General features: G+C 65.4%; 25 protein-coding genes. 15 read left to right on the top strand and 10 right to left on the bottom strand.

What is annotated here, in order from left to right; all coding sequences use genetic code 11:
* Positions 1-116 precede the first annotated feature (116 nt).
* Positions 117-857, bottom strand: coding sequence for a VIT1/CCC1 transporter family protein (locus ACTNFK_RS08875; RefSeq protein ID WP_435937671.1), 741 nt, complete (start codon positions 855-857; stop codon positions 117-119).
* 169 nt (positions 858-1,026) lie between these two features.
* Here ACTNFK_RS08875 and ACTNFK_RS08870 point away from each other — a divergent pair, with 169 nt between their 5' ends.
* From ACTNFK_RS08870 to ACTNFK_RS08845, 6 genes are read left to right on the top strand one after another with little or no spacing between them, the layout of a single operon-like run.
* Complete coding sequence (locus tag ACTNFK_RS08870; protein WP_435937670.1) at positions 1,027-1,965, top strand: ABC transporter ATP-binding protein; 939 nt, start codon at positions 1,027-1,029, stop codon at positions 1,963-1,965.
* Positions 1,962-2,987: an aliphatic sulfonate ABC transporter substrate-binding protein gene (locus ACTNFK_RS08865; protein ID WP_435937669.1), complete on the top strand. Its 1,026-nt coding sequence runs from the start codon at positions 1,962-1,964 to the stop codon at positions 2,985-2,987. Before ACTNFK_RS08870 ends, ACTNFK_RS08865 begins: the two co-directional genes overlap by 4 nt.
* Positions 2,984-3,793 (top strand): ABC transporter permease, encoded by an 810-nt coding sequence (locus tag ACTNFK_RS08860; protein WP_435937668.1) that lies wholly within the window; start codon positions 2,984-2,986, stop codon positions 3,791-3,793. Before ACTNFK_RS08865 ends, ACTNFK_RS08860 begins: the two co-directional genes overlap by 4 nt.
* Complete coding sequence (gene acs, locus ACTNFK_RS08855; protein ID WP_435937667.1) at positions 3,784-5,778, top strand: acetate--CoA ligase; 1,995 nt, start codon at positions 3,784-3,786, stop codon at positions 5,776-5,778. Before ACTNFK_RS08860 ends, acs begins: the two co-directional genes overlap by 10 nt.
* A complete protein-coding gene (locus ACTNFK_RS08850; RefSeq protein ID WP_433647730.1) occupies positions 5,775-7,109 on the top strand; it encodes an O-acetylhomoserine aminocarboxypropyltransferase/cysteine synthase family protein in 1,335 nt (444 codons plus the stop codon). Before acs ends, ACTNFK_RS08850 begins: the two co-directional genes overlap by 4 nt.
* Complete coding sequence (locus ACTNFK_RS08845; protein WP_435937666.1) at positions 7,106-7,684, top strand: CoA-binding protein; 579 nt, start codon at positions 7,106-7,108, stop codon at positions 7,682-7,684. Before ACTNFK_RS08850 ends, ACTNFK_RS08845 begins: the two co-directional genes overlap by 4 nt.
* Positions 7,685-7,740: 56 nt before the next feature.
* On the opposite strand, the gene ACTNFK_RS08840 is transcribed toward ACTNFK_RS08845, so the two are convergent.
* Positions 7,741-8,277 (bottom strand): 2-phosphosulfolactate phosphatase, encoded by a 537-nt coding sequence (locus ACTNFK_RS08840; RefSeq protein WP_435937665.1) that lies wholly within the window; start codon positions 8,275-8,277, stop codon positions 7,741-7,743.
* A 110-nt stretch (positions 8,278-8,387) separates the two neighbouring features.
* Between ACTNFK_RS08840 and msrB the strand changes: the two genes are divergently transcribed.
* From msrB to ACTNFK_RS08825, 3 genes are all read left to right on the top strand, one after another.
* Complete coding sequence (gene msrB / locus ACTNFK_RS08835; RefSeq protein WP_433647727.1) at positions 8,388-8,789, top strand: peptide-methionine (R)-S-oxide reductase MsrB; 402 nt, start codon at positions 8,388-8,390, stop codon at positions 8,787-8,789.
* An 84-nt stretch (positions 8,790-8,873) separates the two neighbouring features.
* Positions 8,874-9,182 (top strand): helix-turn-helix transcriptional regulator, encoded by a 309-nt coding sequence (locus tag ACTNFK_RS08830; RefSeq protein WP_435937664.1) that lies wholly within the window; start codon positions 8,874-8,876, stop codon positions 9,180-9,182.
* A 3-nt stretch (positions 9,183-9,185) separates the two neighbouring features.
* Positions 9,186-10,472 carry a type II toxin-antitoxin system HipA family toxin gene (locus tag ACTNFK_RS08825; RefSeq protein WP_435937663.1) on the top strand — a complete coding sequence of 429 codons (1,287 nt, stop codon included), beginning with the start codon at positions 9,186-9,188 and terminating at the stop codon, positions 10,470-10,472.
* 27 nt (positions 10,473-10,499) lie between these two features.
* Here ACTNFK_RS08825 and ACTNFK_RS08820 read toward each other — a convergent pair whose 3' ends face one another.
* Together ACTNFK_RS08820 and ACTNFK_RS08815 are read right to left on the bottom strand one after the other, a co-directional pair.
* Complete coding sequence (locus ACTNFK_RS08820; protein WP_435937662.1) at positions 10,500-10,859, bottom strand: hypothetical protein; 360 nt, start codon at positions 10,857-10,859, stop codon at positions 10,500-10,502.
* Between the two features lie 73 nt (positions 10,860-10,932).
* Positions 10,933-11,415 (bottom strand): SixA phosphatase family protein, encoded by a 483-nt coding sequence (locus tag ACTNFK_RS08815; RefSeq protein WP_435937661.1) that lies wholly within the window; start codon positions 11,413-11,415, stop codon positions 10,933-10,935.
* Between the two features lie 128 nt (positions 11,416-11,543).
* Between ACTNFK_RS08815 and ACTNFK_RS08810 the strand changes: the two genes are divergently transcribed.
* Both ACTNFK_RS08810 and ACTNFK_RS08805 read left to right on the top strand, forming a co-directional pair.
* Complete coding sequence (locus tag ACTNFK_RS08810) at positions 11,544-12,629, top strand: S-(hydroxymethyl)mycothiol dehydrogenase (RefSeq protein WP_433647723.1); 1,086 nt, start codon at positions 11,544-11,546, stop codon at positions 12,627-12,629.
* Complete coding sequence (locus tag ACTNFK_RS08805; RefSeq protein WP_435937660.1) at positions 12,626-13,252, top strand: MBL fold metallo-hydrolase; 627 nt, start codon at positions 12,626-12,628, stop codon at positions 13,250-13,252. The genes ACTNFK_RS08810 and ACTNFK_RS08805 overlap by 4 nt, the downstream gene beginning before the upstream one ends.
* A 60-nt stretch (positions 13,253-13,312) precedes the next feature.
* Here ACTNFK_RS08805 and ACTNFK_RS08800 read toward each other — a convergent pair whose 3' ends face one another.
* Positions 13,313-14,776, bottom strand: coding sequence for a phytoene desaturase family protein (locus ACTNFK_RS08800; protein WP_435937659.1), 1,464 nt, complete (start codon positions 14,774-14,776; stop codon positions 13,313-13,315).
* Positions 14,777-14,942: 166 nt separating this feature from the next.
* On the opposite strand from ACTNFK_RS08800, the gene ACTNFK_RS08795 reads away from it, so the two are divergent.
* Entirely contained in the window at positions 14,943-15,491 is a 549-nt protein-coding gene (locus tag ACTNFK_RS08795; RefSeq protein ID WP_435937658.1) for an SRPBCC family protein, read from the top strand.
* Between the two features lie 69 nt (positions 15,492-15,560).
* Here ACTNFK_RS08795 and ACTNFK_RS08790 read toward each other — a convergent pair whose 3' ends face one another.
* Both ACTNFK_RS08790 and ACTNFK_RS08785 read right to left on the bottom strand, forming a co-directional pair.
* On the bottom strand, positions 15,561-16,871 hold the full coding sequence (locus ACTNFK_RS08790; protein ID WP_445117151.1) for an ISL3 family transposase: 1,311 nt from the start codon (positions 16,869-16,871) through the stop codon (positions 15,561-15,563).
* A gap of 37 nt (positions 16,872-16,908) precedes the next feature.
* Positions 16,909-18,420, bottom strand: coding sequence for a hypothetical protein (locus tag ACTNFK_RS08785; RefSeq protein WP_435937342.1), 1,512 nt, complete (start codon positions 18,418-18,420; stop codon positions 16,909-16,911).
* A 222-nt stretch (positions 18,421-18,642) separates the two neighbouring features.
* On the opposite strand from ACTNFK_RS08785, the gene ACTNFK_RS08780 reads away from it, so the two are divergent.
* From ACTNFK_RS08780 to ACTNFK_RS08770, 3 genes are all read left to right on the top strand, one after another.
* Entirely contained in the window at positions 18,643-19,116 is a 474-nt protein-coding gene (locus tag ACTNFK_RS08780) for an SRPBCC family protein (RefSeq protein WP_433647718.1), read from the top strand.
* Positions 19,117-19,174: 58 nt separating this feature from the next.
* Positions 19,175-20,203, top strand: coding sequence for a YihY/virulence factor BrkB family protein (locus tag ACTNFK_RS08775; RefSeq protein WP_435937341.1), 1,029 nt, complete (start codon positions 19,175-19,177; stop codon positions 20,201-20,203).
* Between the two features lie 102 nt (positions 20,204-20,305).
* Positions 20,306-22,060: a putative bifunctional diguanylate cyclase/phosphodiesterase gene (locus ACTNFK_RS08770; protein WP_435937340.1), complete on the top strand. Its 1,755-nt coding sequence runs from the start codon at positions 20,306-20,308 to the stop codon at positions 22,058-22,060.
* 12 nt (positions 22,061-22,072) lie between these two features.
* Here ACTNFK_RS08770 and ACTNFK_RS08765 read toward each other — a convergent pair whose 3' ends face one another.
* Genes ACTNFK_RS08765 through ACTNFK_RS08755 form a run of 3 tightly spaced genes read right to left on the bottom strand, consistent with a single transcriptional unit; the run spans position 22,073 to position 24,757 of the window.
* A complete protein-coding gene (locus ACTNFK_RS08765; RefSeq protein ID WP_435937345.1) occupies positions 22,073-23,611 on the bottom strand; it encodes an SDR family oxidoreductase in 1,539 nt (512 codons plus the stop codon).
* Between the two features lie 47 nt (positions 23,612-23,658).
* Positions 23,659-23,862: a DUF6458 family protein gene (locus ACTNFK_RS08760; protein WP_435937339.1), complete on the bottom strand. Its 204-nt coding sequence runs from the start codon at positions 23,860-23,862 to the stop codon at positions 23,659-23,661.
* 52 nt (positions 23,863-23,914) lie between these two features.
* Positions 23,915-24,757, bottom strand: a complete 843-nt coding sequence (locus ACTNFK_RS08755; protein ID WP_435937338.1) for a potassium channel family protein — start codon at positions 24,755-24,757, stop codon at positions 23,915-23,917.
* Between the last annotated feature and the right edge of the window lie 8 nt (positions 24,758-24,765).

Below are 24,765 nucleotides of genomic sequence, written 5' to 3'. Positions count from 1 at the left end.
TCGGATGACTTGCGAGACCCATTTGACAGATAAGTCGAGCGTCATGAGATCTTGACGGCTCGCAACATTCGATCTCGTGAGGCAACGGGCACGCGTGCTCCGTCAGCCGTGCGGCACTAGCCGAGGGCGACGCCGAAGGCCAGGCCAATCAGATACGTCGCGAGCATCGTGGCCGAGCCCATCACGACGTTGCGAAAGATGGCAGGGAACACCGGAGCCTTACCGAGTTTCGCGCTGATCAGGCCCGTCAGGAAGAGCCCGATGACCACCGACGCTGCGGTGAGCACAACGGCATTGCCGAAGGGCAACAGGATTATGGCGAGCGGAATGAGTGCACCAACGGTGAACGCCACGAACGACGACAGCGCGGCAACCCACGGGCTCGTGAGTTCTTCGGGATCGATCCCGAGTTCCACCTCGGCGTGAGCTGCGAGCGCGTCTCGTGCGGTGAGCTCGACCGCGACCTGCCGGGCCAGCCCAGCCGACAGCCCCCGCTTGCGGTACATGCCGGTAAGTTCGGCGAGCTCTGCGGCGGGCTGTTCCTTGAGTTCGCGTATCTCTTGGGTAATCATCGCCTTCTCGGTGTCGCGCTGAGTGCTCACCGACACGTACTCGCCACCGGCCATCGAGAACGCACCCGCGACCAGGGCTGCGATACCCGCGGTGGCGATCGCGACGATGTTGCCCGGGGTAGCGGCGGCCACACCCACCACCACACCCGCCACCGACACGATGCCGTCGTTGGCGCCGAGCACCCCGGCGCGCAGCCAATTCAGCCGTTGCCCCACTTTGTCGTCGGCATGCGATTCGTGCAGATGGTGGATCGCGGCCTCGATCTCAGATTGCTCATTGCTCATATGCTCATAATGCTCCGGTCGGGGCCCCGCCACAAGCAAGGTAAGGCTGGCATAACCGGGCGCCATGGGGTGCCTCCCGTATTCGCTTCGCCAGGATCCACTGGCGAAATACTTCGCTGTGTTACGGGTGGTTTTTGTGATGCGGGCAATGCCCGGCAGATTAGTTCTCATGCCCGAACACCGAGAGAACGTCGCGACCGCGCCCGCGGGCCGCGTGCACATCGCTGGGGTGGAGCGCACCTTCCCCACCAAGGAAGGCGCGCGCACCGTGCTGCGCGACCTGACGCTCGACGTAACCGCGGGTGAGATTATCGCGGTGGTCGGACCGTCGGGATGCGGCAAGTCGACCCTCCTGCGTCTCATCGGCGGGCTCGACTCGCCAACGGCCGGGGCGATCACGCTTGACGACGAGGTGGTGCGTGCGCACGACGACTCCACCGCGATCGCGTTTCAGGAACCGCGCCTGCTGCCGTGGCGCACGATCGCGCAGAACGTCGCGATCGGGCTTCCGCGCGGCACCCGGGGGCGTGACGCCAAACAGCGGGTCGCCGAGCTGCTCGAACTCGTAGGGCTCAGCCACGCCGCCGACCAACGTCCCAGCGAAGTCTCCGGCGGCATGGCGCAACGCGCCTCGCTGGCACGCGCCCTGGCGCGCAACCCGCGCGTGCTGCTGCTCGACGAGCCGTTCGGTGCGCTTGACGCCCTCACGCGATTGAAGATGCACGACCTGCTGCTCGACATCCACCGTGCGCAGCCCACCACCATCGTGCTCGTGACGCACGACGTGGAGGAGGCGCTCTACCTCGCCGATCACGTGCTCCTGCTGCGCAACCTGTTCGTCACGGATGCCCAGCCCGAGCGTCCCCGTGCGAAGGTCGTCGCGCTCGGCTCATCTTCGGGTATCGGCGCGCTCGGATCCGCACGAGCCTCGGAGCTACTACCCGAAGCAGAGGTCGACACCCCGGCCACGAATGGCTCGATCGCCCGCCTCGTGTCGGTTCCCGGCAGCCGCCCGCGCGATCGCGGCGCGCGCGCCTTCACCGACCTCCGCACCGGCCTGCTTGGCGGGCTGGGCGTGCACAAGACCACAACAAAGGAGAACCCATGAGTACCTTCACCCGCCGAATTATCCCCGCGACCGTCGTCGCAGGAGTCATGGCGCTGACCATGGCCGGCTGCGTGCAGGGCGAGGGCAGCGCGACCACCGAACCCGTCGAGGGCTCCGAGTGGTCGTCGAACACGCTCTCGATCGACTGGGCAACGTACAACCCACTCAGCCTGGTCGTCAAGGATCAGGGTCTCATCGAGGAAGCCCTCGGTGAGTCGGTCGAGGTCGAGTGGATTCAGTCAGCCGGCAGCAATAAGGCCAACGAGCTGCTGCGCTCAGGCTCGATCGATGTGGGATCGACCGCGGGATCCGCCGCCCTCTTCGCCCGCGCCAACGGCTCGCCCATTCAGGTGATCGACATCTACTCGCAGCCCGAATGGTCGGCCATCGTGGTCGGAGCCGACAGCGAGATCACCGATGTTGCGCAGCTCGCCGGCACCTCAGTCGCCGCGACCAAGGGCACCGATCCGTACTTCTTCTTGCTTCAGTCGCTCCAGGAAGCTGGACTCAGCGTCGACGACGTTGAGGTGCAGAACGTGCAGCATGCCGATGGCCGGTCGCTGCTCGACGGCGGTTCAGTCGAGGCCTGGGCCGGGCTCGACCCGATCATGGCCGCCGCCGAGGTGGAGTCGGGTGCCAAGCTCATCTACCGCAACGTTGACTTCAACACCTACGGGTTTCTGAACGCGACCGAGGAATTCATCACCGATCACGCCGACATCGCGCAGGTTGTTGTCGATGCCTACGAGGAGGCGCGGATCTGGGCGCTCGAGAACCCAGAAGAGACGGCTCAGCTGCTCGCCGATGCCGCGTCAATCGATATCGAGGTCGCAAAGACCGTGATCACCGAGCGGTCGAACCTTGATGTCTCCGGCGTTCCCGGTGAGGCGCAGATCAAGGTGCTCAAGACCATCGCGCCGATCATCGCCGAGTCGGGCGATGTTCAGGGCGGTCAGGAGGCCCTCGACCGGGCAATCGACACCATCATCTTTGATCAGTTCGCGCTCAAGGCAACCGAATGACCGAAGGTGTGACCACGACCACAGGGGCGGCGCAGGTGCGCACGCCCCTGTGGTCGCGCACGTGGGTGCGGATCGCGGGCGGTTTCGCGGTTCCCATCATCATCATCGCGGCATGGCAGTACGTGACCACCACGGGGATCGTACCGCCGTACCGACTTCCCGCGCCCTGGTCAGTCGTGGAGGCGGGGACCGAACTCATTCAGCGCGGTGAGCTGTGGCTCAATATCGCGATTTCGGTGCAGCGCGTTTTCATCGGTTTCGCGGTCGGCTCGCTTATTGCGCTCGCTTTCGCCGCGATCGTCGGACTCTCTCGCGCAGGTGCCGTGCTGCTCGCTCCGACGCTCGTCGCGCTGCGTGCCGTACCCTCGCTTGCCTGGGTGCCGTTGCTGATTCTGTGGCTGCAGGTCGGTGAGGAATCGAAAGTGACCCTCATTGCGATTGGCGCCTTCTTCCCGGTGTACACCACCGTCGCAGACGCCCTGCGTCATGTGAACCCGCAACTGGTCGAGGCGGGTCGTACCTTCGGACTGCGCGGGTGGTCGCTGTTCCGCACCGTGCAGTTACCGGCCGTCGTGCCGTCAGTTGTCTCAGGCCTGCGCCTCGCGCTCGCCCAGGCGTGGCTGTTCCTCGTCGCCGCCGAGTTGCTCGGTGCCTCGATGGGGCTGGGCTGGATGCTCAACGACTCGCAGCAGACCGGTCGCGTCGATCGAATCCTGCTCGCTATCGTGCTCCTGGCGCTCCTCGGCACAATCACCAACGCGATCCTGGTGCTCTTTGAAAAGGCGGTGCTGAAACGGTGGATGTGACCAGCGAAGTACGCCTGACGGAAACCCGCTCGTTTCCCCCGACCGCCGAGTTCGCCGCGCGGGCAAATGTCGACGCGTCGATCTACGCGACCGCGAACGCCGACCCTGTCGCGTTCTGGGAACGCGCCGCCGCTCGCCTCGACTGGGTCGAGCCGTGGCACACCGCGCATACCTGGTCGCCGCCTGTGCAGGGGGCGGACGGGCTGAGCATTCCCGAGGCGACGTGGTTTGCCGGTGGCACGTTGAACGTTGCTGTCAACTGCGTCGACCGACACGTCGACGCAGGGCGCGGCGACCAGGTGGCCCTCTTTTTCGAGGGTGAGCCTGGTGACCGGTTCGCCGTGTCATACGCTGATCTGCAGCGTCGGGTCGCGCGCGCCGCGAATGGGCTCATCGCACTGGGCATCGGGCCCGGCGACCGGGTCGTCGTCTACCTTCCGGTACTCGTCGAGACCGTCGTGATCGCACTCGCGTGCGCGCGAATCGGCGCGGTGCACTCGCTCGTCTTTGGCGGGTTCTCGGCCGAGGCGGTGCGCTTTCGGCTCGAAGACACCCGGGCCAAACTCCTCGTCACGACCGATGGGCAGAACCGCCGCGGGAAGCAGGTGGAGGTGAAGTCCGCGGCCGATGTTGCAGCAGAAGGCCTCCCAGACCTCGAGCACGTGCTCGTCGTGCGCCGCACCGGCCAGGATGTGCCGTGGACCGAAGGGCGAGATGTCTGGTGGCACGACGCGATCGACAGCCAGCCCGACGTGCACGATCCACAAGCATTTGATTCCGAGCATCCCCTCTTCATCATCTACACCTCCGGCACAACGGGGAAGCCCAAGGGCCTCGTGCACACCTCGGGCGGGTACCTCACGCACGCGAGCTGGGCACACTGGGCACACTTCGACGCGAAGCCCGACGACGTGCACTGGTGCACGGCCGACCTTGCGTGGGTCACGGCCCACACCTACGAGATCTATGGTCCCCTCTCGAACGGCCTCACGCAGGTGATCTTTGAGGGCACCCCGGATACTCCGGACCGCACGCGGCACCTCGACATCATCGAGCGTTACGGCGTGACCGTCTACTACACGGCCCCCACGCTGATCCGTTCCTTCATGACCTGGTTTGGCGACGACCTGCCCGCCGGCCACGATCTCTCTTCGATTCGGCTGCTTGGCACCGTCGGTGAAGCGATCAACCCCGAGGCGTGGGTGTGGTTTCGCCGCAACTTCGGGCGCGACGAGACCCCCGTGGTAGACACCTGGTGGCAGTCGGAGACCGGCGCGGCGATGATCGCACCGCTCCCGGGGGTGACCACGCTGAAGCCCGGCTCCGCAACCGTCGCTCTGCCCGGGATTGACATGTCGGTCGTTGACGAGCACGGCACTCCGGTCGCCCCTGGCCGGTCGGGTACCCTGGTCGCCCGCCGGCCCTGGCCCGGCATGGCCCGCACGGTCTGGGGCAACCCGGAACGCTACCGTGATTCGTACTGGGCTCCCTTCGCGGGGCACGGCGAATACGGCGCGTACTACGTTGCGGGTGACGGCGCGACGGTCGACGCAGATGGATATATCTGGATCCTCGGCCGTCTCGACGATGTGGTGAACGTCTCGGGGCACCGCCTCTCCACGATCGAGATCGAGTCGTCGCTTGTCGCGCACCCGGCCGTCGGGGAGGCCGGCGTGACCGGCGTATTCGATGCGATCACCGGCCAGGCCGTCGCAGCCTTCGTCGTCGACGGGGCCGCGGAGCCGGTCGGCTTCGACGAACTGCGCGCCCAGGTCACGCGTGACATCGGGGCGATCGCCAAGCCCAAGATCATCGTGCGCGTGCCCGAGCTTCCCAAGACCAGATCGGGCAAGATCCTACGTCGCCTGCTTGCGCAGCTGTGGCAAGGAGATACGCTCGGCGATACCACCAGCCTGCAAAACCCCTGGGCCGTCGAAGGCGTGCGCGAAGCCGTGCGCCAGGCCCGCGAAAAGGAGACCACATGAGCGAGCACGAGTTCGGGTTCCGCACCCGAGCCCTCCACGCGGGGGGAACACCCGACGCGACCACCGGCGCGCGCGCCGTGCCGATCTACCAGACGACCTCGTTCGTCTTTGACAGCGCGAAAGACGCCGCCAACCTCTTCGCGCTGCAAAAGTACGGCAACATCTATTCGCGGATCGGAAACCCCACCGTCGCCGCGCTCGAGGAACGCATCGCGTCACTCGAGGGGGGCATCGGGGCGGTGGCCACGGCGAGCGGCATGTCGGCCGAGTTCATCACCTTCGCCGCGCTCGTCGGCCACGGCGACCACGTCGTCGCCTCTGCCCAGCTCTACGGCGGCACGGTAACGCAGCTCGACGTGACGCTGCGCCGTTTCGGCGTCGACACCACCTTTGTGGCGAGTTCCGATCCCGAAGAGTTTCGGAAGGCGATTCGGGCCAACACCAAGGTGCTCTACGTCGAGGTGATTGGCAACCCGGGCGGCGAGATCGCCGACCTCGAAGGGCTGTCGAAGGTCGCGCACGAGGCGGGCATTCCGCTCGTCGTCGACTCGACGCTCGCCACCCCGTACCTGGTGCGTCCGATCGAGCACGGTGCCGATATCGTGATCCACTCGGTGACGAAGTTCATGGGCGGCCACGGCACGACGCTGGGCGGCGTGGTTGTGGAAGCCGGCACCTTCGACTGGGGCAACGGTAAATTCCCGGCGATGACCGAGCCCGTCGAGTCGTACGGCGGCATTAGCTGGTGGGCGAACTTCGGCGAGTACGGCTTTCTCACCAAGCTCCGCAGCGAGCAGTTGCGCGACATCGGGCCCTCGCTCAGCCCGCAGTCGGCGTTCAACCTGCTCATGGGGGTCGAGACGCTCCCGCAGCGGATCGATGCGCACGTCGCGAACGCGCGCATCGTGGCCGAGTGGCTGGCAAGCGACCCGCGTGTCTCGTTCGTCACCTGGGCCGGTCTCGACGGGCACCCGCACCAGGAGCGCGCCCAGAAGTACTTCCCGCTTGGTCCTGGCTCGGTCTTCGCGTTCGGCGTGCGCCCATCGGGTGAATTTGCCTCGGAGGCTGAGCGCCTGCAGGCGGCCCGCGCCACCGGCGAGAAGCTCATCGAATCGCTGCAGTTGGCGAGCCATCTGGCCAACATCGGCGACGCGCGCACCCTCGTGATCCACCCGGGATCGACGACGCATCAGCAGCTCACCCCCGAGCAGCTCGACGCCGCGGGGGTTCCCGCCGACCTGATCAGGATCTCGGTGGGCATCGAAGATCCGGAAGACATCGTGTGGGATTTGGATCAGGCCCTCACCCTCGCGACAGGAGTACAGCGATGAGCGACGCATCCATCCCCACCTCGGCGGCGCAGGGTGATGCCTGCGCGCTGCCGGCACCCGCGGCACCCGCATCTCCCCACGGGCAGGCGGAGCGCACCTGGCAGAGCCCGAGCGCGGCGGCCCGCCTCGGCATCCTGCGTCGCGCGAAGTCGATCGCGATTGTCGGGGCATCTGATAACCCGGCGCGCGCGAGCTACTTCGTCGCCACCTACCTGCTGTCCAGTGCGCCGTATGACGTATACTTCGTGAACCCGCGTGCCACCGAAATCCTGGGGCACAAGGCCTACGCGTCGTTGGCGGATCTGCCCGTCGTGCCCGACATCGTCGATGTCTTTCGCCGAAACGAGGATCTGCCGGGTGTCGCCCGCGAGGCCGTCGAAGTTGGCGCGAAGACGCTGTGGCTGCAACTGGGCTCGTGGAACGAGGAGGCCGCGGCCATCGCCGAGGCTGCCGGGCTTGAGGTGGTCATGGATCGCTGCGTCAAGGTCGAGCACGCACGATTCCACGGCGGGCTGCACCTGGCCGGCTTCGACACCGGAGTGATCTCCTCAAAGCGTCAGGTTGTCGCGCGGTAGCGCTGATGCGCTGGGGTGGCCCGGCTCTGGGGTGATCCGGGGCCGGGCCAGCCGCGCTAGCGGTCGAGGCGGGTGGCCTCGGTGTCGGCATCGAGCTGCGCGGCCGACTTGACCTCGTCACCGCGACCGGCCTGAGCGAGTTCGATGCCCGCGGCGCTCGCCGATATCAGGTGCTTGAGCGCCCGGGTGAGTGGGCGGAATCCCTCGGTGGCCACCGCGACGTCTGGCGCCGAATGATCGATGCCCAGCGCCGAGAGCGCGTCGCCGATCGCGCCCGCCGCGAGGAAATCTTCGACCGAGAAGCCGCCGTCGTCGCCCGCGAGCACCAGGTTGATTGAGGTGCGTCCGCCACGCGCCACCTGCTCGTCGACGATGGCCCTCGCGGTCGCGGTCGCGTTGCGCAGCGACCCGAGAAAGACCGCTGGCCCGTGCGGGAGCGCGGCGGCCTCCGCGGCGAGTTCGGCGGCGAGCCCGCCAGCAGAGCCGAGCACATCGATGACCACGACCATGCCTGACTCGGCAAGGCGGGTGAGCCCATCCGCCCCCCATCCGAGTCGCACCTGATACGTCGATTGTGAGCGCGGATCCGTCATGGGTTCAGCCTATTCCAGCCCGTCGATCGGGTGCGCTCGGGCCGTCACGAGGCGTCATTCAGCGGGCAGAATCCAGCCCGCCGTAAGCCTCTACGCCTAGACTTGCACGCATGGCATATGAAGTCGAAAAGACCGAAGAAGAGTGGCGCGCCGAGCTCGGCGACGAGCAGTACGCGATCCTGCGCGGCGCTGGTACGGAGCGTGCCTGGACGGGGGAGTTGCTCGACGAGGAGCGCGCGGGCGTCTATGCGTGCGCCGGGTGCGGCAACGAGCTCTTCGTCAGCGGCACCAAGTTTGACTCGCACTGCGGCTGGCCCAGCTTCTACGAGTCGGTGCGGCCTGACGCGGTCGAACTGCTGGAAGACAACTCGCTCGGCATGGTGCGCACCGAGGTTCGCTGCGCCCGCTGCGGCGGCCACCTGGGCCACGTCTTCCCCGACGGCTTCGGCACGCCCACGGGTGATCGCTACTGCATGAACTCGCTGTCGCTGAGCTTCACGCCCGAGGCGTAACCCGCTCAGAGCTTTCTCTCACGCGAAAGATCACAGTCGTTTTTATGACTGTTGTGGCGTATTCTGTTCTTTATGGACGCAAAAGTGGCCACAACGACTGGTGGCACCGACCTCTGGGAAGAACGGTTAGGTGAGCAGCTTCGGCGTGCGCGTTTAGACAGAGACTGGACGCAGGCGCAACTCGCTGAGCGTGCGAACATCGCTCTTGGAGCGGTGAAGAATCTCGAATCCGGGCGTGGATCGACCCTGAAATCTCTCATTCGGGTGGTGCGCGTGCTCGGGTTCGAAGACTGGCTGGGGCAGCTGAACCCAGATCCCGGCATCAGTCCGATGGCACTGCTCCGCGCACAGCGGGCCTCGGAGTTGCCGAAGCGTGCGACGGGTCGCGGGTAAGAAATGGCATTTCAACAGGTCGAGGTGCTCGAGGTTCGCGCGTGGGGGCGAACGGTCGGCGCACTCGCGCCCGTGCCGAACTCAGACCTGAGCGCGTTCGAGTTCGCGCGTGCCTGGCGCGCCCCCGACCTATCTCCGCTGCTGATGCCTGTTGGGAGCAGGCGCCGGACGTGGGTGTTCCCAGGCCTCCCACGCGAAACGTTCCATGGGCTTCCGCCGCTCGTCGCTGGATCCGCACCCGACGACTTCGGCAACGCGGTCATCAACGCGGCGCTCCAGCGCGAGGGCCTGCCGCCCGAGTTCGTTCGACCAATCGACCGCCTCGCCTACGTCGGAACGCGAGCGCTCGGAGCGCTTACCTTTCATCCGGCGCAGTCGCCTGCGTCCGAACCCACCGCAATTGAGATGGCACACCTCGTCGAGGGTGCCAGGCTGGCAATTCGCGGATCTCTCGCAGAAGGTCAGCGAACTGAGGCGCTTTCGGAGATCTTCTCGGTCGGTGTATCGGCCGGCGGGGCCCGGGCAAAGGCAATCATCGCGCTCGATCCCGTCACCCACGAGGTCAGGGCAGGCGGGGTCGACGCTCCGCCGGGCTTCGAGCAGTGGCTGCTGAAGTTCGATGGTGTCGGTGAAGACAACGAGCTCGGTCGCGGCGGCGAGTATGGGCGAATTGAGTATGCGTACTCGTTGATGGCAGAGCAGGCGGGCATCGCGATGTCCGAGAGTCGATTGCTCGAGGAGGGTGGCCGCGCGCACTTCATGACGCGGCGATTCGATCGGCCGGGCGTTGAGGGCGAGCGGATCCACATGCAGTCACTTAATGACTTGTCGGGCCTAGATTTTCGGCAACGCGGTGCGCACGATTACGGGGCGCTGTTTCAGGCAGCGAATCAACTGGGAATTGACGCGGGTGATCAGCTGTTCCGACGAATGGTATTCAACGTGCTGGCCTCAAACCATGACGACCACACCAAGAACCACGCCTTCCTCCTCCCGGAGAATGGGCCGTGGGAGCTTGCGCCCGCGTATGACCTGACGTTCGCCTACAACCCGCAGGGGTTTTGGACCTCACAGCACTTGTTGTCGGTCAACGGGCGCTTCACAGATATCCGACGAACCGACCTCCTGGCTGTGGCGGATCGCTATCTGGTGGGCGGTGCCGCGCGCATCGTGCGCGAGGTGCAGGAGGCGGTCGATGCCTTCCCAGAATTCGCTCGCGCCGCGGGTGTTGCGTTGGATCGTGCGCGCGGGATCGGGGACCGACTGAAAGAAGTGCGCGCCGGGCTTTGACGGGGGACGTAGAGTCGATCCGCTCGCTTAGCCCGTGATGATTGAGGCACGATCCGCGAACTCGGCGAGTGCGTCGACCCCGCCGCTGCGGTACGCGAGCCAGTCTCGGCTGGCTTCGCGCGCTTCGAGCGCCGCGAGCTGTTCTCGCCAGTGTGCGCCCAGTCGTTCGGCGGCCTCGCGATCCGCACCCTGCGATCTCAGTTCCCTGAGCGCCGCCCACCGCCCCTCGGCGTACTTCAGCGACGGCACCGAGATGCCCGCTTTGGTGAAGCTGCACGCCGAGGCGCCACCGGATGCCTGGTTCATGAGGCGGCCAGCATCCTCGAGCATCAGGCCGAGCAAGGTCTCGGGGTTCGGGATGCTGCTCTCCGCGGTCTCGTCGATCACGCTTCTAGGGTAGTCGCGTCGGAATCGCTCACCAGATCGTGAGCTCGCATCGCTTTGATGTCTAGGGTGTGGATCAGCGCACCGTGTCGAGGCTCCACGAATCGGGGCTGCGCGTGACTGCCTCGCGCCAGTCGTCGGTGGCCCACACGAAGCGGGCCACCGCGCAGGTCGGCATGTGCTCGATGCCACCTGCGGACAGGCGACTCGCAAGGTCGGTGATGCCCGGGTTGTGGGCGACGAGCATGATCGTGTGCGCACGGGCTTCGGTTCCCGCCGCGACGGCCGCCTCGAGCAGCGTGTTTGCCGAGGAATCGTAGAGGTGCGGCGTGAGCTCGACCTCGCACCCGAGCGCCGTGCCGAACGCCGCCGCGGTGGTGCGGGCACGCACCGCCGTGCTCGACACGATGCGATCCACTGTGATGCCGGTATCAGCCAGGCGCCGCGCCATCATCGGGGCGTTCGCCGTGCCACGCGCGTTCAACGGCCGTTCGTGGTCTGGCAGACCCGGGTCACCCCAGTCTGATTTGGCGTGTCGCACGAGTATGAACTCGACCATGCTGTCGCTCCTTCACTTCGCGGGCGGATGCAGACACTGTCTCACATCGCGAGAGACTGCGGCCAGACGCGCTAGCCTGGTCGGGGGCCACAACGGCCCGACATATTTCACCGTCGAGGGAGAACCGCATGGCATATCGAGTGCAGGGCGTCGTGGCGCGGGCAAAAAACGCAGCACCGACCATCGAGACCGTGATCGTGCCCGATCCGGGCCCGGGCGAGGCCGTCGTTGACATCATCACGAGCGGCGTCTGCCACACCGATCTGCATTACGTGCAGGGTGGCATCAGCGACGACTTCCCCTTCCTGCTTGGGCACGAGGCCACCGGTCGGGTCGCCGCGGTGGGCGAGGGCGTGAGCGAGGTCGCGGTGGGGGATCGCGTGATCCTGAACTGGCGCGCCGTCTGCGGGCAGTGCCGCGCGTGCGCGAAGGGCCAGCCGCAGTACTGCTTCGCCACGCACAACGCAACCCAGAAGATGACGCTCGAAGACGGCACCGAGCTTTCGGCGGCGCTCGGCATCGGCGCATTCATCGAGAAGACACTGGTCGCTGCCGGGCAGTGCACCAAGATCGACGAGGAGTCCGACGCGGCCGCGGTTGGCCTGCTCGGGTGCGGCGTGATGGCCGGTATTGGTGCGGCGATCAACACAGGTGAGGTGCAGCGCGGCGAATCCGTCGCCGTGATCGGCTGCGGCGGAGTCGGCACCGCTGCGGTCGCCGGCGCGCAGCTCGCCGGAGCCACCACCATCATCGCGGTCGACATCGACGACGCGAAGCTCGAGCAGGCGAAGCGCTTCGGTGCCACGCACACGGTCAACTCGCGCGCGGAAGACGCAGTTGAGGCGATTCGCGCCCTCACCGGTGGCTTCGGTGCGGATGTCGTGATCGATGCCGTTGGTCGCCCCGAAACCTACACGCAGGCCTTCTACGCGCGCGACCTCGCCGGGCGCGTAGTGCTCGTCGGTGTGCCCACCCCCGAAATGCGCCTCGAGTTGCCCCTGCTCGACGTGTTTGGCCGCGGTGGATCGCTGAAGTCCTCCTGGTACGGCGACTGCCTGCCCAGCCGCGACTTTGCGATGCTCATCGACCAGTACAAGCTGGGTCGGCTCGATCTCGACGGCTTCGTGACCGAGCGCATCGGGCTCGGCGATGTGCAGGCCGCGTTCGACAAGATGGCCGCGGGCACCGTGCTGCGATCGGTGGTAGAGCTGTGAGCGCGCGCATCGAACGCCTGGTCACGAGCGGCACCTTTTCGCTCGACGGCGGCACCTGGGACGTCGACAACAACGTGTGGATCGTGGGCAACGACGACGAGGTCATCGTGATCGACCCCGCGCACGATCCCGACGACATCGCCACCGCGGTGGGCCGTCGCACCGTGCGCGCGATCCTCCTGACGCACGGACACGACGACCACATTCGGGCCGCGGTCGAAACCGGGCAGCTGCTGCGTGCACCGGTGCTGCTGAATTCCTCCGACCGGATGCTGTGGGACGCCGTGCACGACACCGCGCCCGATGGGGAAATCGCAGAGAGCGATACGTTCACCGTCGCCGGCATCGAGCTGGTCGCGGTACACACCCCCGGTCACTCGCCCGGATCCACCAGCTTCGTGGCCAGCACCCTGGGTGCTGTCTTCACCGGCGACACCCTGTTTCAGGGTGGGCCGGGAGCAACGGGGCGCTCGTACAGCGATTTCCCGACGATCGTCGACTCGATTCGCGATCGCCTGCTCACCCTGCCCGAAGACACCGTGGTGTACACCGGGCACGGCGACACCACGACCATCGGCGCAGAGAAGCCCCACCTGCAGGAGTGGATCGACCGCGGTCACTAACTCGCGAGAGCGCACCTTCGCCCGCCTCGGTGCACTGCGCGCTGGGGCGGGCGAACGCGTTCACACCCCGAGGTCGGGCTCGGGCAAATAATAGTCGTGGCGCAGCGCCGAACGCGCCGCGTACCAGCCCGGCAATCCGTGCACTCCGGGGCCGGGGGAGGCCGACGACGACGCCAGGTAGATGCCGGGTGCCGGGGTGCGGTGCGGATCCACTGAGAGCTTGGGGCGGGCGAACAGCTGCCGCAGCGTGATCGCCCCGGCGCTGAAATCGCCGCCGTGATAGTTCGCGTTGTAGCTTTCGAGGCCAGCGGCAGTCGTCTGCTGCACGCCGACCACGCGGTCGCGAAACCCCGGCGCGAAGCGTTCGATCTGCGCGGTCACTCGTTCCCGCATGTCAACGTCTGAGCCGCTCGGCACGTGCGTGTAGGTCCAGACGGCGTTGAGCCCCGCGGGGTTTCGGCCCGGGTCGAAGTCGGTCGGCTGCACGAGCAGCACGTAGGGGTGCGCTGGGTGTTGCCCGCGGCTCACCAGGCGTTCTGCAGCCGCGCCCTCGGCGCGGGATCCACCGAGGTGCACCGTCGGAGCCCCCGCCACCCGCGGGTCGGCCCACGGCACGGGCCCGTCAAGCACGAAGTCGACCTTCGTTGCGCCGTCGCCATAGGCAAAGTACTGCAGGGCGCGGCGGTACTTCGCGGGCAGCGCGGGCCCGGCGATGCGGGCGAGGCCGCGCGCTGAGGTGTCGAACAGCTTCACCCCATATCCCGAGAGCTCGCGCACGTCGGTGATCTCGTGCTGGGTGTGGATCACGCCACCGTGGGCCAACAGGTCTGCGGCGAGGGCGTCGGTGATCGCGCGGCTTCCGCCCACCGGCACGGGCCAGCCGCCGGCGTGCCCGAGTGCACCAAGCACCACACCCACCGCGGCACTCGCGAGGTTTGGCATGCGACCGACGCTGTGCGCGGCGACCCCGGAGATGAGGGCCGGTGCCGCCTCCTCGCGAAACCTGGCGTTCCAGAGTGCGGTGCCCTGCTCGAGCGTGCGCAGCCCCACCGTGGCCGCGGCGAGCACGTCGCGGGGGAGGGCCAGCATGGTGGGCCCGAGGGTGAAGTCGGTGATGCCCTCGAGCCGCCTGACGAGCGGCCGATAGAACCGGGCGTATGCCTTGCCGTCGCGGCCGAGCTCTTCCGCGGTGCGGTCGAGGTCGCGGTAGGCGAGAGCGGCGCGGTGTCGACCACCCGAGGTATCGAGCGGGTTCGCGTACGAGATCTCGGGCACGACGAACTCCATGCGACGGGTGAGCTCGAACTGTCGAAAGAACTCGGTCGCGAGTGCCATCGGGTGGATCGCGGCACACACATCGTGCAGCACGTCCGGTCGCACCACTTCGGCCGTGCGGGTGCCCCCGCCGATGGTTTCGGCTGCCTCGAAGACCGTCACCGGCACTCCCGCACGTGCGAGGGTCACCGCAGCCGCAAGCCCGTTGGGCCCGGAGCCGATCACCGCGGCCGGTTTCAGGGAAGCCATGACACGACCCTAACGGAGCGGGCCGCTGCCCGCGCAAAACCGAGATCAGCTTTTGATGTCAAGCCCTCGCGCTCTCGGGTGACGGCAGGCAACACTGGTATCACTGACGCAGAGAAGCCACACGGCACCGCGAGGCCAAACGGCACCGCACCGACGGGAGAAGACTATGGCCAGGAATCAACGAAGGTTTCACTGCAGCCCTGATGCGGTATTTGAGGTACTCAGCGACGGCTGGCTCTACCCGTCATGGGTCGTCGGGGCATCCCGAATGCGCGACGTTGATGAGCACTGGCCCGCGCCCGGGTCGAAGATTCAGCACTCGGTTGGCGTGTGGCCCGCGCTTCTGAACGACACGACCAGCTGCGAGGTGTGGGATCCGCCTCATCGCATGGTGCTGCTCGCGCGTGGACGGCCGATCGGCAAGGCGAGGGTTACGATCACGGTAACCCCGGTCGGGTCAGAGTGCGTGGTGACCATCACCGAGCATGCGGTGAGTGGCCCGGCAACCCTGGTGCCGAGCGTCATCGAGGATGCCGCGTTCATCTGGCGAAATGGGGAAACCCTGCACCGGCTGGCCTATCTCGCAGAGGGGCGCTCAGGGCGCTCGGGCACGACCGCAGACAAGGAGCAGGCCGACGAAGAGTCGAGCGACGCGACTGCAGACGCGCCTGCTGGTAGTCAGGCCAGTGACGGCAGCGATGTGGCTGGAACCTAGTGCTCGGTGTCGGCGACGGCATTCTCGGGCTCTGACACGAACGCATCGCGGTTGCGCGCGTTCAGCGGCTCATCGCATTTGTGAGTGTAGATACGGTCTGAAACCGCCAGCCTCGAGGAGCGACCTCGCGATGTAGTTCGTGAGGTTCCTAAATCCGAGCGCGGACCCGCGGAGGTGCTCAAGCCTGCCGTTGATCGCTTCGGTTGGTCCGTTCGATGTTCTCGGGTGATCGAAATACGCGAGGATGTCCACCCTTCGCCGGTCGAGCGTGTACGCGAGTTTCCGGAGCTCGGTGAACCTGGCCGGCGTGGTCTGTTTCACCGTGTCGATGATTTCCCGTAACCGTTTCCGGCCGAGACCTGCGAACTTCTCTCGGTACGCGGCGACGACTTGCTGGTACACGCGCCATGCTCGCCACACATCCCCATGACGGGGGTCAGCGAACACCGCATCAAGCCTCGCTTGCTGCTTTACGGTGAGGAACGCCTCCCCGGTTCTGAGGACCCGCCGCACCCCGTAGAGCGGGTCTTTCGCCCGGCCGCGATGCCCGAGGGTTTCTTGTTGCACGCGCTGCCGGGTGCGGTCGAGCATGTCACCGGCGAGCTGGACGACATGGAACGGGTCCATCACTTCGACGGCATCAGGGAGGTGCTCTTTCGATGCGGTCTTGAACCCGGTGAATCCGTCCATCGCGACGACCTCGATCCCGTCACGCCATGCTTGTGTGCGGTCGCTCAGCCAGCGACTGAACACCTGCTTCGAACGACCCGGCACCATATCGAGGAGCCTGGCCGGGCCTCGTTTCTCACGTACCGGGGTGAGGTCAATGAGCACGGTGACGTACTTGTCACCTCGGCGGGTGTGCCGCCACACATGCTCGTCGACACCAATCACCGTGACCCTGTCAAACCGGGCCGGGTCATTGATCAGCGCCCGGTGACCCTCGGCCAGGATCGCGGCGTTCGCGGTGTGCCAAGACACGCCGAGATTCGCGGCCGTGCACGACACGGTGAGGTGATCGATCACGACCGCTTCGAGCGCGAAACGCAGCCCTGCCCGGGTGATTTTCGCCCGTTCCGGTGCGGCCATGCTGGTGTCCTCACGCCACACCTTCCGGCACCAATCACATCGGTATCGGCGCACCCGGATTTTCAGCGTCGTGGCACGATGCCCGAACGGGGTATGCGCCAAGGTCCGCGTCACGGTATCGCGCAGCACGCCCTCAGCGCCACACCGCCGACACCACGGGTCGGGCTCGATGAGACGGCAGTCCAGCACGACCCTGCCGGGCTCGAATCTTTGCCCGACCGCGGTCAGGCCGAGCTGATCGAGCTGGCAGAAAGTCGTGAGATCGGCAGGTTGGAAGGTAGCGTGGTGCATGTCGAGGTCTTTCGGATGGGGAGCGTCAGAACTTCCATCATCGGGAGACCTCGACCCATCTCCACTGCACCACACCGCGGAGCACTTCTACACTCTTAAATGCGAAGAGCCCGTTCAGCGTCACGAACAGGGTGAACGCCGCGAGCAGAATCATGAGGAGTGCGGGCAGCAGATCCCGTCCCACCCATCCGAGGGTGGGGGCGATGATCTGCTGTGCCTGGTCGGAGGTGCTCGCCTCCATTCCGTCCGGCAGCGAAATCACTCCGTCGTCGATGGTCACCGCAAGTGTCACTTCCAACTCGACTCCGTCGGCGCCCTGCGCGTTCAGCATCAGGGTGTACTCACCGGATTCGAGCTCGGGAGGGAGCGAAGCCTCTCCTCCGAGATAGCCCTCCCAGTCGACTTCCGATTCAAGGAGCACCGTGGATCCGGGCTCCAGTGTCACGGTCACGTCTGAGTTTCGCTGCAGGTCGTAGCCGTTGATCATGACGGTGAACTCATCGCCCTCGGTCAGATCAAACTCCCCGTTTTCCTTCAGCGGCGCGTTCGAGTATGCGCTGATCGACAGGAACGTGTTCACGCGGAGTTGCTCGGCGGCCGAGGCACCGTAACCGAGCGACATGAGGCCGACGGCGGCCGCGAAGATAATCGACAGCACGAGGTTCAGGTTCTTTGCCCCGACGCTCGCGCCCGCGGGCCGCGACATGTGGAGGCGTCGGGCATCGAGCGCCTTCGCCGCGTAGATGGTGCCCGAGACGATGCCCGCGCCCACACCCGCCTGTACGATGACCCAGATCCACACCGGCAAGGCATTCTGTGTCAGGTCGTAGACGATCAGCCCGAAGATGAGCGCCGCAGCCACCGCGATGATCGGCACGGTGAACGCGAGCGCCGTGGCGCGCTGAGCAGCGGGATCCGGGGCGGCCTCCACCGCAGTAGCGGGGGCTGCGGCACCGGCGTGACCGAACGAGTCAGCAGCGTGCACGGACGCAGGATCGGCAAGGCCCGCATGCCCATGGCCGGCGGGCTGATCCACCAACTGAACCCGGGGGATGTGTCGAGTAAAGACGAAGCCGGCGAGCAGCACCGTCACCGCGAGCGCTGTGAAAAGCACGATCGGCAGATACGTGTCGAGGACACGGGTGACAACCTCTACGCCCGAGGAGCTGTCGAAGAAGCTCGACATAAAGACGCTGAGCGCCATGATGGCCGAGAGCACCAGGGTGATGATCACCACACTGCCGGCAAACGCCTCGACAGTGGGAGTGAGCCGAGACGCGGGGGAGGCCGAGGCGAGCTGCGCCCGCATACGGTTCTTGGCCCACACTGCGGTGAGCGCGACCAGCGCGATCGCCGCGAAGATCAGATATTTTGATGGGCGCACGATGTCGACCCGGTCAACGCCGTAGAGCTGCTCGGGCGTGAGCCCCGACTCCACCACGATGTCGGTGTAGATCGCCAGTACGAACAACCCCCACCCCACGACGGCGCTGAGCAGGATGGTGACCAGGGTGCGCTGGGCCGCACTACGGGAGGCTGAGGGTTGCATAGATGCAGTCTATGAAGTGGATCGAAACCGGTCCACGCGCAATTGGATAACGGGAGTCGGAGTCGAGGAGAGACCCACCCACCTGGCCCCGGCAGCGTCGAATTTTCGCTGGGAAGTCAACCCCGCAGACGGATGGCGGTAACCCGCCTACGCTCGGAGGCACGCCTGGCGGGGGCCGCCCGCAGACCGTTCACCACCACTCGAGTACAAAGGAGATCGAAGATGCATACTGTGAGCAGCGATATCGATATCGATGCACCTGTACACACCGTTTACAACCAGTGGACACAGTTCACGGACTTTCCCGCTTTCATGAGCGCGGTTGAGCATGTGGATCAACTCACCGACACCACCACCCGGTGGAAGGTCAAGATTGGTGGGGTCGAGCGTGAGTTCGATGCCGAAATTACCGAGCAACTCCCCGACGAGCGCATTGCGTGGAAGAGCACGAGCGGCCCGCAGCACGCCGGGGTCGTCACCTTTCACCGTCTGAACGACGAGCAGACCCGCGTTCGCCTGCAGTTGGACTGGGATCCGGAGGGGTTCGTCGAGAACGCGGGTGCGATCCTCGGTGTCGATCGGGCCCAGACCGCTGCAGATCTGAAGCGCTTCAAGCAGCTGCTTCACTCGAACGGATTTGCCACCGGCTCCTGGAGGGGCGAGATCACGCCTCCGGGGAGCGCCGGGGGTCGCTGACCGGAGAGTCGCTACTGACCCTTCTGTTGCGATACCACTGACCCAATACGCTGGACCCATGGCTGTTTCGAAGAAGGCACCCCAAGCCGGGCCAGGCTCGCGAGGGCCAATACAGAAACTCACGGCGCTCGCCCTCCAGCTCAGCCTCGTTCGCGCCTTCTTGCGATACTCCTCGCACAAAGGGTCGATGCTTGCCGACAGCATCACCTATCGCGCGCTCTTCAGCGTTTTTGCGGCCATCCTTCTCTTCTTCTCTGCGGCGACAATTTGGATCGGCGGCAACCCCGACGCTCTGCGTGCAGTCACCGACGCGCTCGATTCGTTCGTGCCCGGTCTGACTGACCTCGTCGACCCTGAAGATGCCCGTGTGCCCGTGGGATTCACCATTGTCGGGGTGTTTTCGCTCGTCGGCCTGATTGGTGCCGCGCTCAGCGCAATCGGGAGCATGCGCAATGCCTTCCGCATGCTGGGCGACGTGCTGACCGACGACACCTTCATCCTCTGGGCGCTGCTGCGCAACCTCCTTGTGGGGGTGGCGTTTGGTGCTCTCCTGCTGGCGGCCGCGGTCGCGAGTCTGCTCACCTCCAGCGGTATTTCGCTGGTCTCCGAATGGACAGGAGCCAACGAGGCATCGACCGCTTTCGTGGCGACATCGCGCCTCGTCGGCATCCTCCTTGCTCTTGTGATTAACACTCTTGCTCTTGCGATTGCTTTCCGTCTCCTGTCGGGCATCCGCGCGCCCTCGCGGGCTCTGTGGACGGGTTCGCTGGCCGGCGGTATTGGACTGTTCGTGTTGCAGGAGTTTTCAGGGCTCTTTGTGCGCGGGGCCGCCTCGAACCCGCTGCTCGCCTCATTCGCCACGCTGATCGCGCTGCTCCTGTGGATCAATCTCTCGGCCCAGGTGATCCTCATTGCCGCGAGCCTCATTATCACCCTCACTGCCGAAGCGGAGGATCGCATTCGAGAAAAGTACGGTGCAGCGACCCTGGCACAGCACCGCCGCCTGCGCGCGGAGGAGGCGGTATCGGCGGCTGCACGCGAACTCGCCGCGGCGAGAGCGGCGGAGCAGAAAGAGCGAGCCGGGTAGCGGGAGCATCGTCAACCCATAGACTGAGAGTCAGATTTGGGGGAGCGTTGACTCGTGCAGCGAAGCGCGACGGAGTCAACTTCGAAGGGGGTAGCCGAGTCGATGTTGCCAGAATCACGCGCCCGGTCGGAGCAAGAAGCGGGCCGAGCCGTTGAGTCCGACGGATTCCCCGAAGAAACACCCGAGAGTCAAGAAGTTACGCGCCAACTGCAGGAAAGCGAACAGAGATACCGTTCGTTGTTCGAGAACAACGTTGACGTGGTCGTGACGTTCGGCCTTGAGGGTAAATTCCTCCAGATGAATCGGGCGACTGAGCAGTTGCTCGGTATCCCTGCGAAGGAGCTCGTTGGCACTCCATTTCTGCAGATGATCGTGCCCGAGAGGCGCGCGCACTCTGAGCGGGAATTTTTCCGGGTGCTTGAGGGCACCCCGGTGCAGTATCAAACTGCCGTCTATAACCGCCGTCGAGAAGTGATCGACCTGCATGTGACGGTGATTCCGATCCATTATGAGGGAGAAATCACCGGGATCCATTGCATCGGGAAAGACATCACGAAGCAGAAGCAGCTGGAGCGGAAGCTGAACCAGCTGGCTTACTTTGACCCACTCACCGGGCTGCCCAACCGAAACTCGCTTGATACCAATCTCTCTCGCCAGGTGGGAGAGCGTCGAAAGTTTGCGTTGCTCGCGCTTGATCTCGACCGGCTGAAGGCCGTGAACGAAACCTGGGGGCGTGAAGCCGGAGACCGGCTCCTCAAGATCATTGCGCACCGGTTGCGCGACTTCCTACCATCGAGCGCCGATTTCTTTCGGAATAGCGGGGATGACTTCATCGTCACCTACTACTGCGATACCGACGACGAATGCCTGGGCTTTGCTCGGTCTCTCGAGGCACGTCTGCGCGATCCAGTGGTGCTCGGTGAGATTGAGCTCTCGATCACCTCCCGTATTGGCATCAGCACATTCCCGGATGACGGCATCGACCCCGACGCTCTGCTCAGGAAAGCTGACACTGCGATGTTCGCGGCTCGGCGCAACGGACGCAACCGGGTGGCGTTCTACCGAGACGTCAAGAGCAAGGACGATGCTCGGCAGTTTCAGCTTGAAATTGCACTCAGGTCAGCGATCGCGAACGACGAACTCTCGCTTGCGTTCCAGCCGCAGATTGACCTCGCGACGGGCGAGGTGCACGGGCTGGAGGCTTTACTGCGCTGGCTGCACCCTCAGCACGGGCAGGTGCCTCCGGACCAATTCATTCCGGTCGCGGAGGAGAGCGGGCTGATTCACGAGATCGGGATGTGGGTAATCGAGGCCGCCTGCAGGCAAGCGGTCGAATGGAACCACGCAGGGCTGGGGAATCTTCCCGTGTCAGTCAACATCTCGATTCATCAGTTCTACGACGATGAATTCGCTGGGCAGCTCGAGAACGTCATTCGTGTGTCGGGGATGGATCCGTCGCGACTTGTACTCGAAATCACCGAGTCGATCTCATCGAACTCAGATGTGGTCGTGGCGCAGTTGCACCGTTTCAAAGCCATCGGCGTGCGCATCGCGATTGACGACTTCGGCACGGGGTACAGTTCGCTGCGTTACTTGAAGGATTTTCCGGTTGATTATCTGAAGATCGATCGTTCCTTTGTGGATCACCTCGAGTCGAACGAAAAGGAACGCAGACTGGTAGCGACGATCACTGCGCTCGCGCACAATTTCGGGCTGCAGACGATCGCCGAGGGCACCGAGACCGCGGAGCAAGTGGCGATCATGCGGGAGCTCGGAGCGGATCACGCGCAGGGGTACCATTTCAGTCGTCCCCTCGCCCCGGACGCGTTGGTGAGCTGGCTCGCCGCCCGAGCGTAGGCGCGGAGTCGGCTACTCGGCCCGGCTCTCGGCCTCGGCGATCGCGACGATCCGCACGGCCATCCCGGAGAAGATGAGGTCGTGGAAGGGCAGCACCGCGAGCCAGTACAGGCGACCGGCGAGCCCGCGCGGAAAAAATACCGCGCGTTGCCGGTAGACCAGCCCGCCTTCGCTCTCTTCGCAACCCAGCTCGAGCCAGGCAGACCCCGGAAGCTTCATTTCGGCACGCAGCCTCAGGAGCCGCCCGGGTTCACACGCCTCGACCCGCCAGAAGTCGACCGCGTCACCGACGGCGACGGTCGATCGGTTGCGGCGGCCGCGCCGCAGGCCCACTCCGCCGACAAAGCGATCCATCCACCCGCGAATCGCCCACAGGATCGGCGGCGAATACCACCCGTTTTCGCCGCCAATGCCCTCGATGACCGACCACAGGGCCTCGCGCGAGGCCGTGGTGGGGCGCGATCGGTCATCGGTGTAGACGGTGCGCCCGGTCCACTCGGGATCGCTGGGTAACGGGTCGCTCGGTGCCCCCGAGATCTGCGCGTCGAGCCAACTCGTCTCGATTTGGTTATTGGCCACGCGACCGAGCGCCAGCCTCACCGAACGCTGATAGCTGGTGAGCCCACCGGGTGGCGGAGGGATGATGGCATCAATGTCGTGATTGCGCATCACGCAGTCAACCTGCAGTGACTCGACGAGCGGCCGCGCGAGCGACTGCGGCACCGGGGTGACGAGCCCCACCCAGTGTGAGGCGAGACGCGGCGTGAGTACCGGCAGCGCGGCGATGTGGCGCTGCCTGAGGCCAGCGACGACCGCGTAGCCGTTCATCATCTGACCGTAGCGGAGCACGTCTGGCCCGCCGATGTCGACGGCACGGCTGACCTCTGCGGGCACCCGTGCCGCCGCGAGGAGGTAATAGAGCACATCGCGTACCGAGATGGGCTGAATAAAATTGCGCACCCACTTCGGGGCGGGCATGTAGGGCAGCACCTCAGTGAGGTGACGAATCATTTCGAACGATGCCGACCCCGAACCGATGACGACCCCGGCCTGTAGCACGAGCGTGGGCACGCCCGACTCGAGCAGGATATCCCCGACCTCGGCACGCGAGGCGAGGTGGGGGGAGAGCTTCGCGCCCTCGGGGTGCAGGCCGCCCAAATAGACGATGCGAGAGACCCCCGCGCTCGCCGCAGCGGCCGCCACGGTCGTGGCGATAGTGCGGTCGAGGTCGCCGAACGCCTTGTTGCCGGTCATCGAATGGACGAGAAAGTACACGATGTTGACGCCCTGCATGGCCTCTCGCACGGCACCGGGATCTTGCGCCTCGCCCGCGACGACCTCGATGCTGTCGCCCCACCCGTGCGCGGCGATGCGCTCGGGGGAGCGCACGAGCACCCGCACCCGGTAGCCACCACGAATAAGGCGGGGCAGGAGGCGTCCGCCGATGTATCCGGTGGCGCCGAGCACGAGCACGCGAGGGGCGATTCCCGTGCTGTCGGGCACGGCCCGAAGACGAGGTTCGGCACCGGTGGGGGAGCTCAGCGAGTCCACGCTGTTCTCTCCCGCCGACGCCGAAGCTGGAGCACCCTCAGGGTCTGTCACTCGATGATTTCAGTCTCGTGGGTGCGGGCGCGGCTTCGACGCGAAGCCATGAGCACGATCCCGATAAGGAAGATCACGACTCCGGCACCCATGAGGATGTATCCGATGAGATCGAGGTTGACGACATTGACCTCGACGTTGACCGCGAACACGAGGATCGCGCCAATGACGAACAGTGCAATTCCGGTACCAATACTCATGATGGTTCCTCCGTTTCAGGCCGCAAAGGTTCGCGACTTCGGTTTCATCGTCTCACGGCTGCAGATCCCCGTCTTGGTTTGCCTCACCCCGTTGACTATCGCCAGTGGAGGCGGTATGAGGTGGAGGTGTGATCCGCCCGCTGCGTTCGTCGCTGGCGTTGAGTTTGCCGCGATCGCTACAGATAGTGAGATCGTCTGTGCCGATTTCTGAAGCGGAACGTGGGCCGCCGTTGCGCTTCGCGGCCTCGCGCTGCACCTGTTCAGTGAGTGAGGAGATCACCGTGGCGGTCACGATGCCGACGATCACGATGCCGCCCAGCATGAGGATCACGGCGATCACCCGGCCGGGTACTGTCACTGGTGTGTAATCGCCATAGCCGACGGTAGCGATAGTCGCGAACCCCCACCAGATCGCGTCGCCAAACGATGTGATGTTCGCTCCCGCAGCCTGGTGCTCGACCAACCACACCAGCGTCGAGGCAACATACACAAAGACGAGCCCGAGTGAGGCGGCGACGAGCATGAACCTAAGTCTCTGATGCGTGCGCGATCGTTTGAGCGCGGGAAGTCGCCAGATGTAGAGTACGAGGAGAAATGCGCGGAGTAACGGGATCACCAACGTGACCACTTCGAAGGAATTGAGTCGCACATATCGCCAACGATCTCGCGTGAGAAACAGTCTCACCGCAAAATCGAGCAGGAACAGCGCCCAAATCGCAAAGAGTCCGACCGTGGCCCAGTTTTGCGTGCTCGCGTGGATGCCATTGTCGGCGAGTACCACCGTCGAGAGCGCCAGGAAACCGATCGCCAACAGCAGGAGGGGCCAGGCCGTCCACTCTTCCCAGCGTTCAGCGCGGCTCGTCTCGGCCTGCACCACAGAGTCTGTTTCTGTCATCGAGCTCT

The organism is Leucobacter fengyongliangi, assembly GCF_052386045.1.
This window is presented reverse-complemented; position numbering and strand designations above follow the sequence as displayed.

What these genes read in the sequence shown, in the direction of transcription:
- ACTNFK_RS08875 (WP_435937671.1), bottom strand. Translation starts at nt 857, where the DNA reads ATGAGCAATGAGCAATCTGAGATCGAGGCCGCGATCCACCATCTGCAC.
- ACTNFK_RS08870 (WP_435937670.1), top strand. Translation starts at nt 1,027, where the DNA reads ATGCCCGAACACCGAGAGAACGTCGCGACCGCGCCCGCGGGCCGCGTG.
- ACTNFK_RS08865 (WP_435937669.1), top strand. Translation starts at nt 1,962, where the DNA reads ATGAGTACCTTCACCCGCCGAATTATCCCCGCGACCGTCGTCGCAGGA.
- ACTNFK_RS08860 (WP_435937668.1), top strand. Translation starts at nt 2,984, where the DNA reads ATGACCGAAGGTGTGACCACGACCACAGGGGCGGCGCAGGTGCGCACG.
- ACTNFK_RS08850 (WP_433647730.1), top strand. Translation starts at nt 5,775, where the DNA reads ATGAGCGAGCACGAGTTCGGGTTCCGCACCCGAGCCCTCCACGCGGGG.
- ACTNFK_RS08845 (WP_435937666.1), top strand. Translation starts at nt 7,106, where the DNA reads ATGAGCGACGCATCCATCCCCACCTCGGCGGCGCAGGGTGATGCCTGC.
- ACTNFK_RS08840 (WP_435937665.1), bottom strand. Translation starts at nt 8,277, where the DNA reads ATGACGGATCCGCGCTCACAATCGACGTATCAGGTGCGACTCGGATGG.
- msrB (WP_433647727.1), top strand. Translation starts at nt 8,388, where the DNA reads ATGGCATATGAAGTCGAAAAGACCGAAGAAGAGTGGCGCGCCGAGCTC.
- ACTNFK_RS08825 (WP_435937663.1), top strand. Translation starts at nt 9,186, where the DNA reads ATGGCATTTCAACAGGTCGAGGTGCTCGAGGTTCGCGCGTGGGGGCGA.
- ACTNFK_RS08815 (WP_435937661.1), bottom strand. Translation starts at nt 11,415, where the DNA reads ATGGTCGAGTTCATACTCGTGCGACACGCCAAATCAGACTGGGGTGAC.
- ACTNFK_RS08810 (WP_433647723.1), top strand. Translation starts at nt 11,544, where the DNA reads ATGGCATATCGAGTGCAGGGCGTCGTGGCGCGGGCAAAAAACGCAGCA.
- ACTNFK_RS08800 (WP_435937659.1), bottom strand. Translation starts at nt 14,776, where the DNA reads ATGGCTTCCCTGAAACCGGCCGCGGTGATCGGCTCCGGGCCCAACGGG.
- ACTNFK_RS08795 (WP_435937658.1), top strand. Translation starts at nt 14,943, where the DNA reads ATGGCCAGGAATCAACGAAGGTTTCACTGCAGCCCTGATGCGGTATTT.
- ACTNFK_RS08790 (WP_445117151.1), bottom strand. Translation starts at nt 16,871, where the DNA reads ATGCACCACGCTACCTTCCAACCTGCCGATCTCACGACTTTCTGCCAG.
- ACTNFK_RS08785 (WP_435937342.1), bottom strand. Translation starts at nt 18,420, where the DNA reads ATGCAACCCTCAGCCTCCCGTAGTGCGGCCCAGCGCACCCTGGTCACC.
- ACTNFK_RS08780 (WP_433647718.1), top strand. Translation starts at nt 18,643, where the DNA reads ATGCATACTGTGAGCAGCGATATCGATATCGATGCACCTGTACACACC.
- ACTNFK_RS08775 (WP_435937341.1), top strand. Translation starts at nt 19,175, where the DNA reads ATGGCTGTTTCGAAGAAGGCACCCCAAGCCGGGCCAGGCTCGCGAGGG.
- ACTNFK_RS08770 (WP_435937340.1), top strand. Translation starts at nt 20,306, where the DNA reads ATGTTGCCAGAATCACGCGCCCGGTCGGAGCAAGAAGCGGGCCGAGCC.
- ACTNFK_RS08760 (WP_435937339.1), bottom strand. Translation starts at nt 23,862, where the DNA reads ATGAGTATTGGTACCGGAATTGCACTGTTCGTCATTGGCGCGATCCTC.
- ACTNFK_RS08755 (WP_435937338.1), bottom strand. Translation starts at nt 24,757, where the DNA reads ATGACAGAAACAGACTCTGTGGTGCAGGCCGAGACGAGCCGCGCTGAA.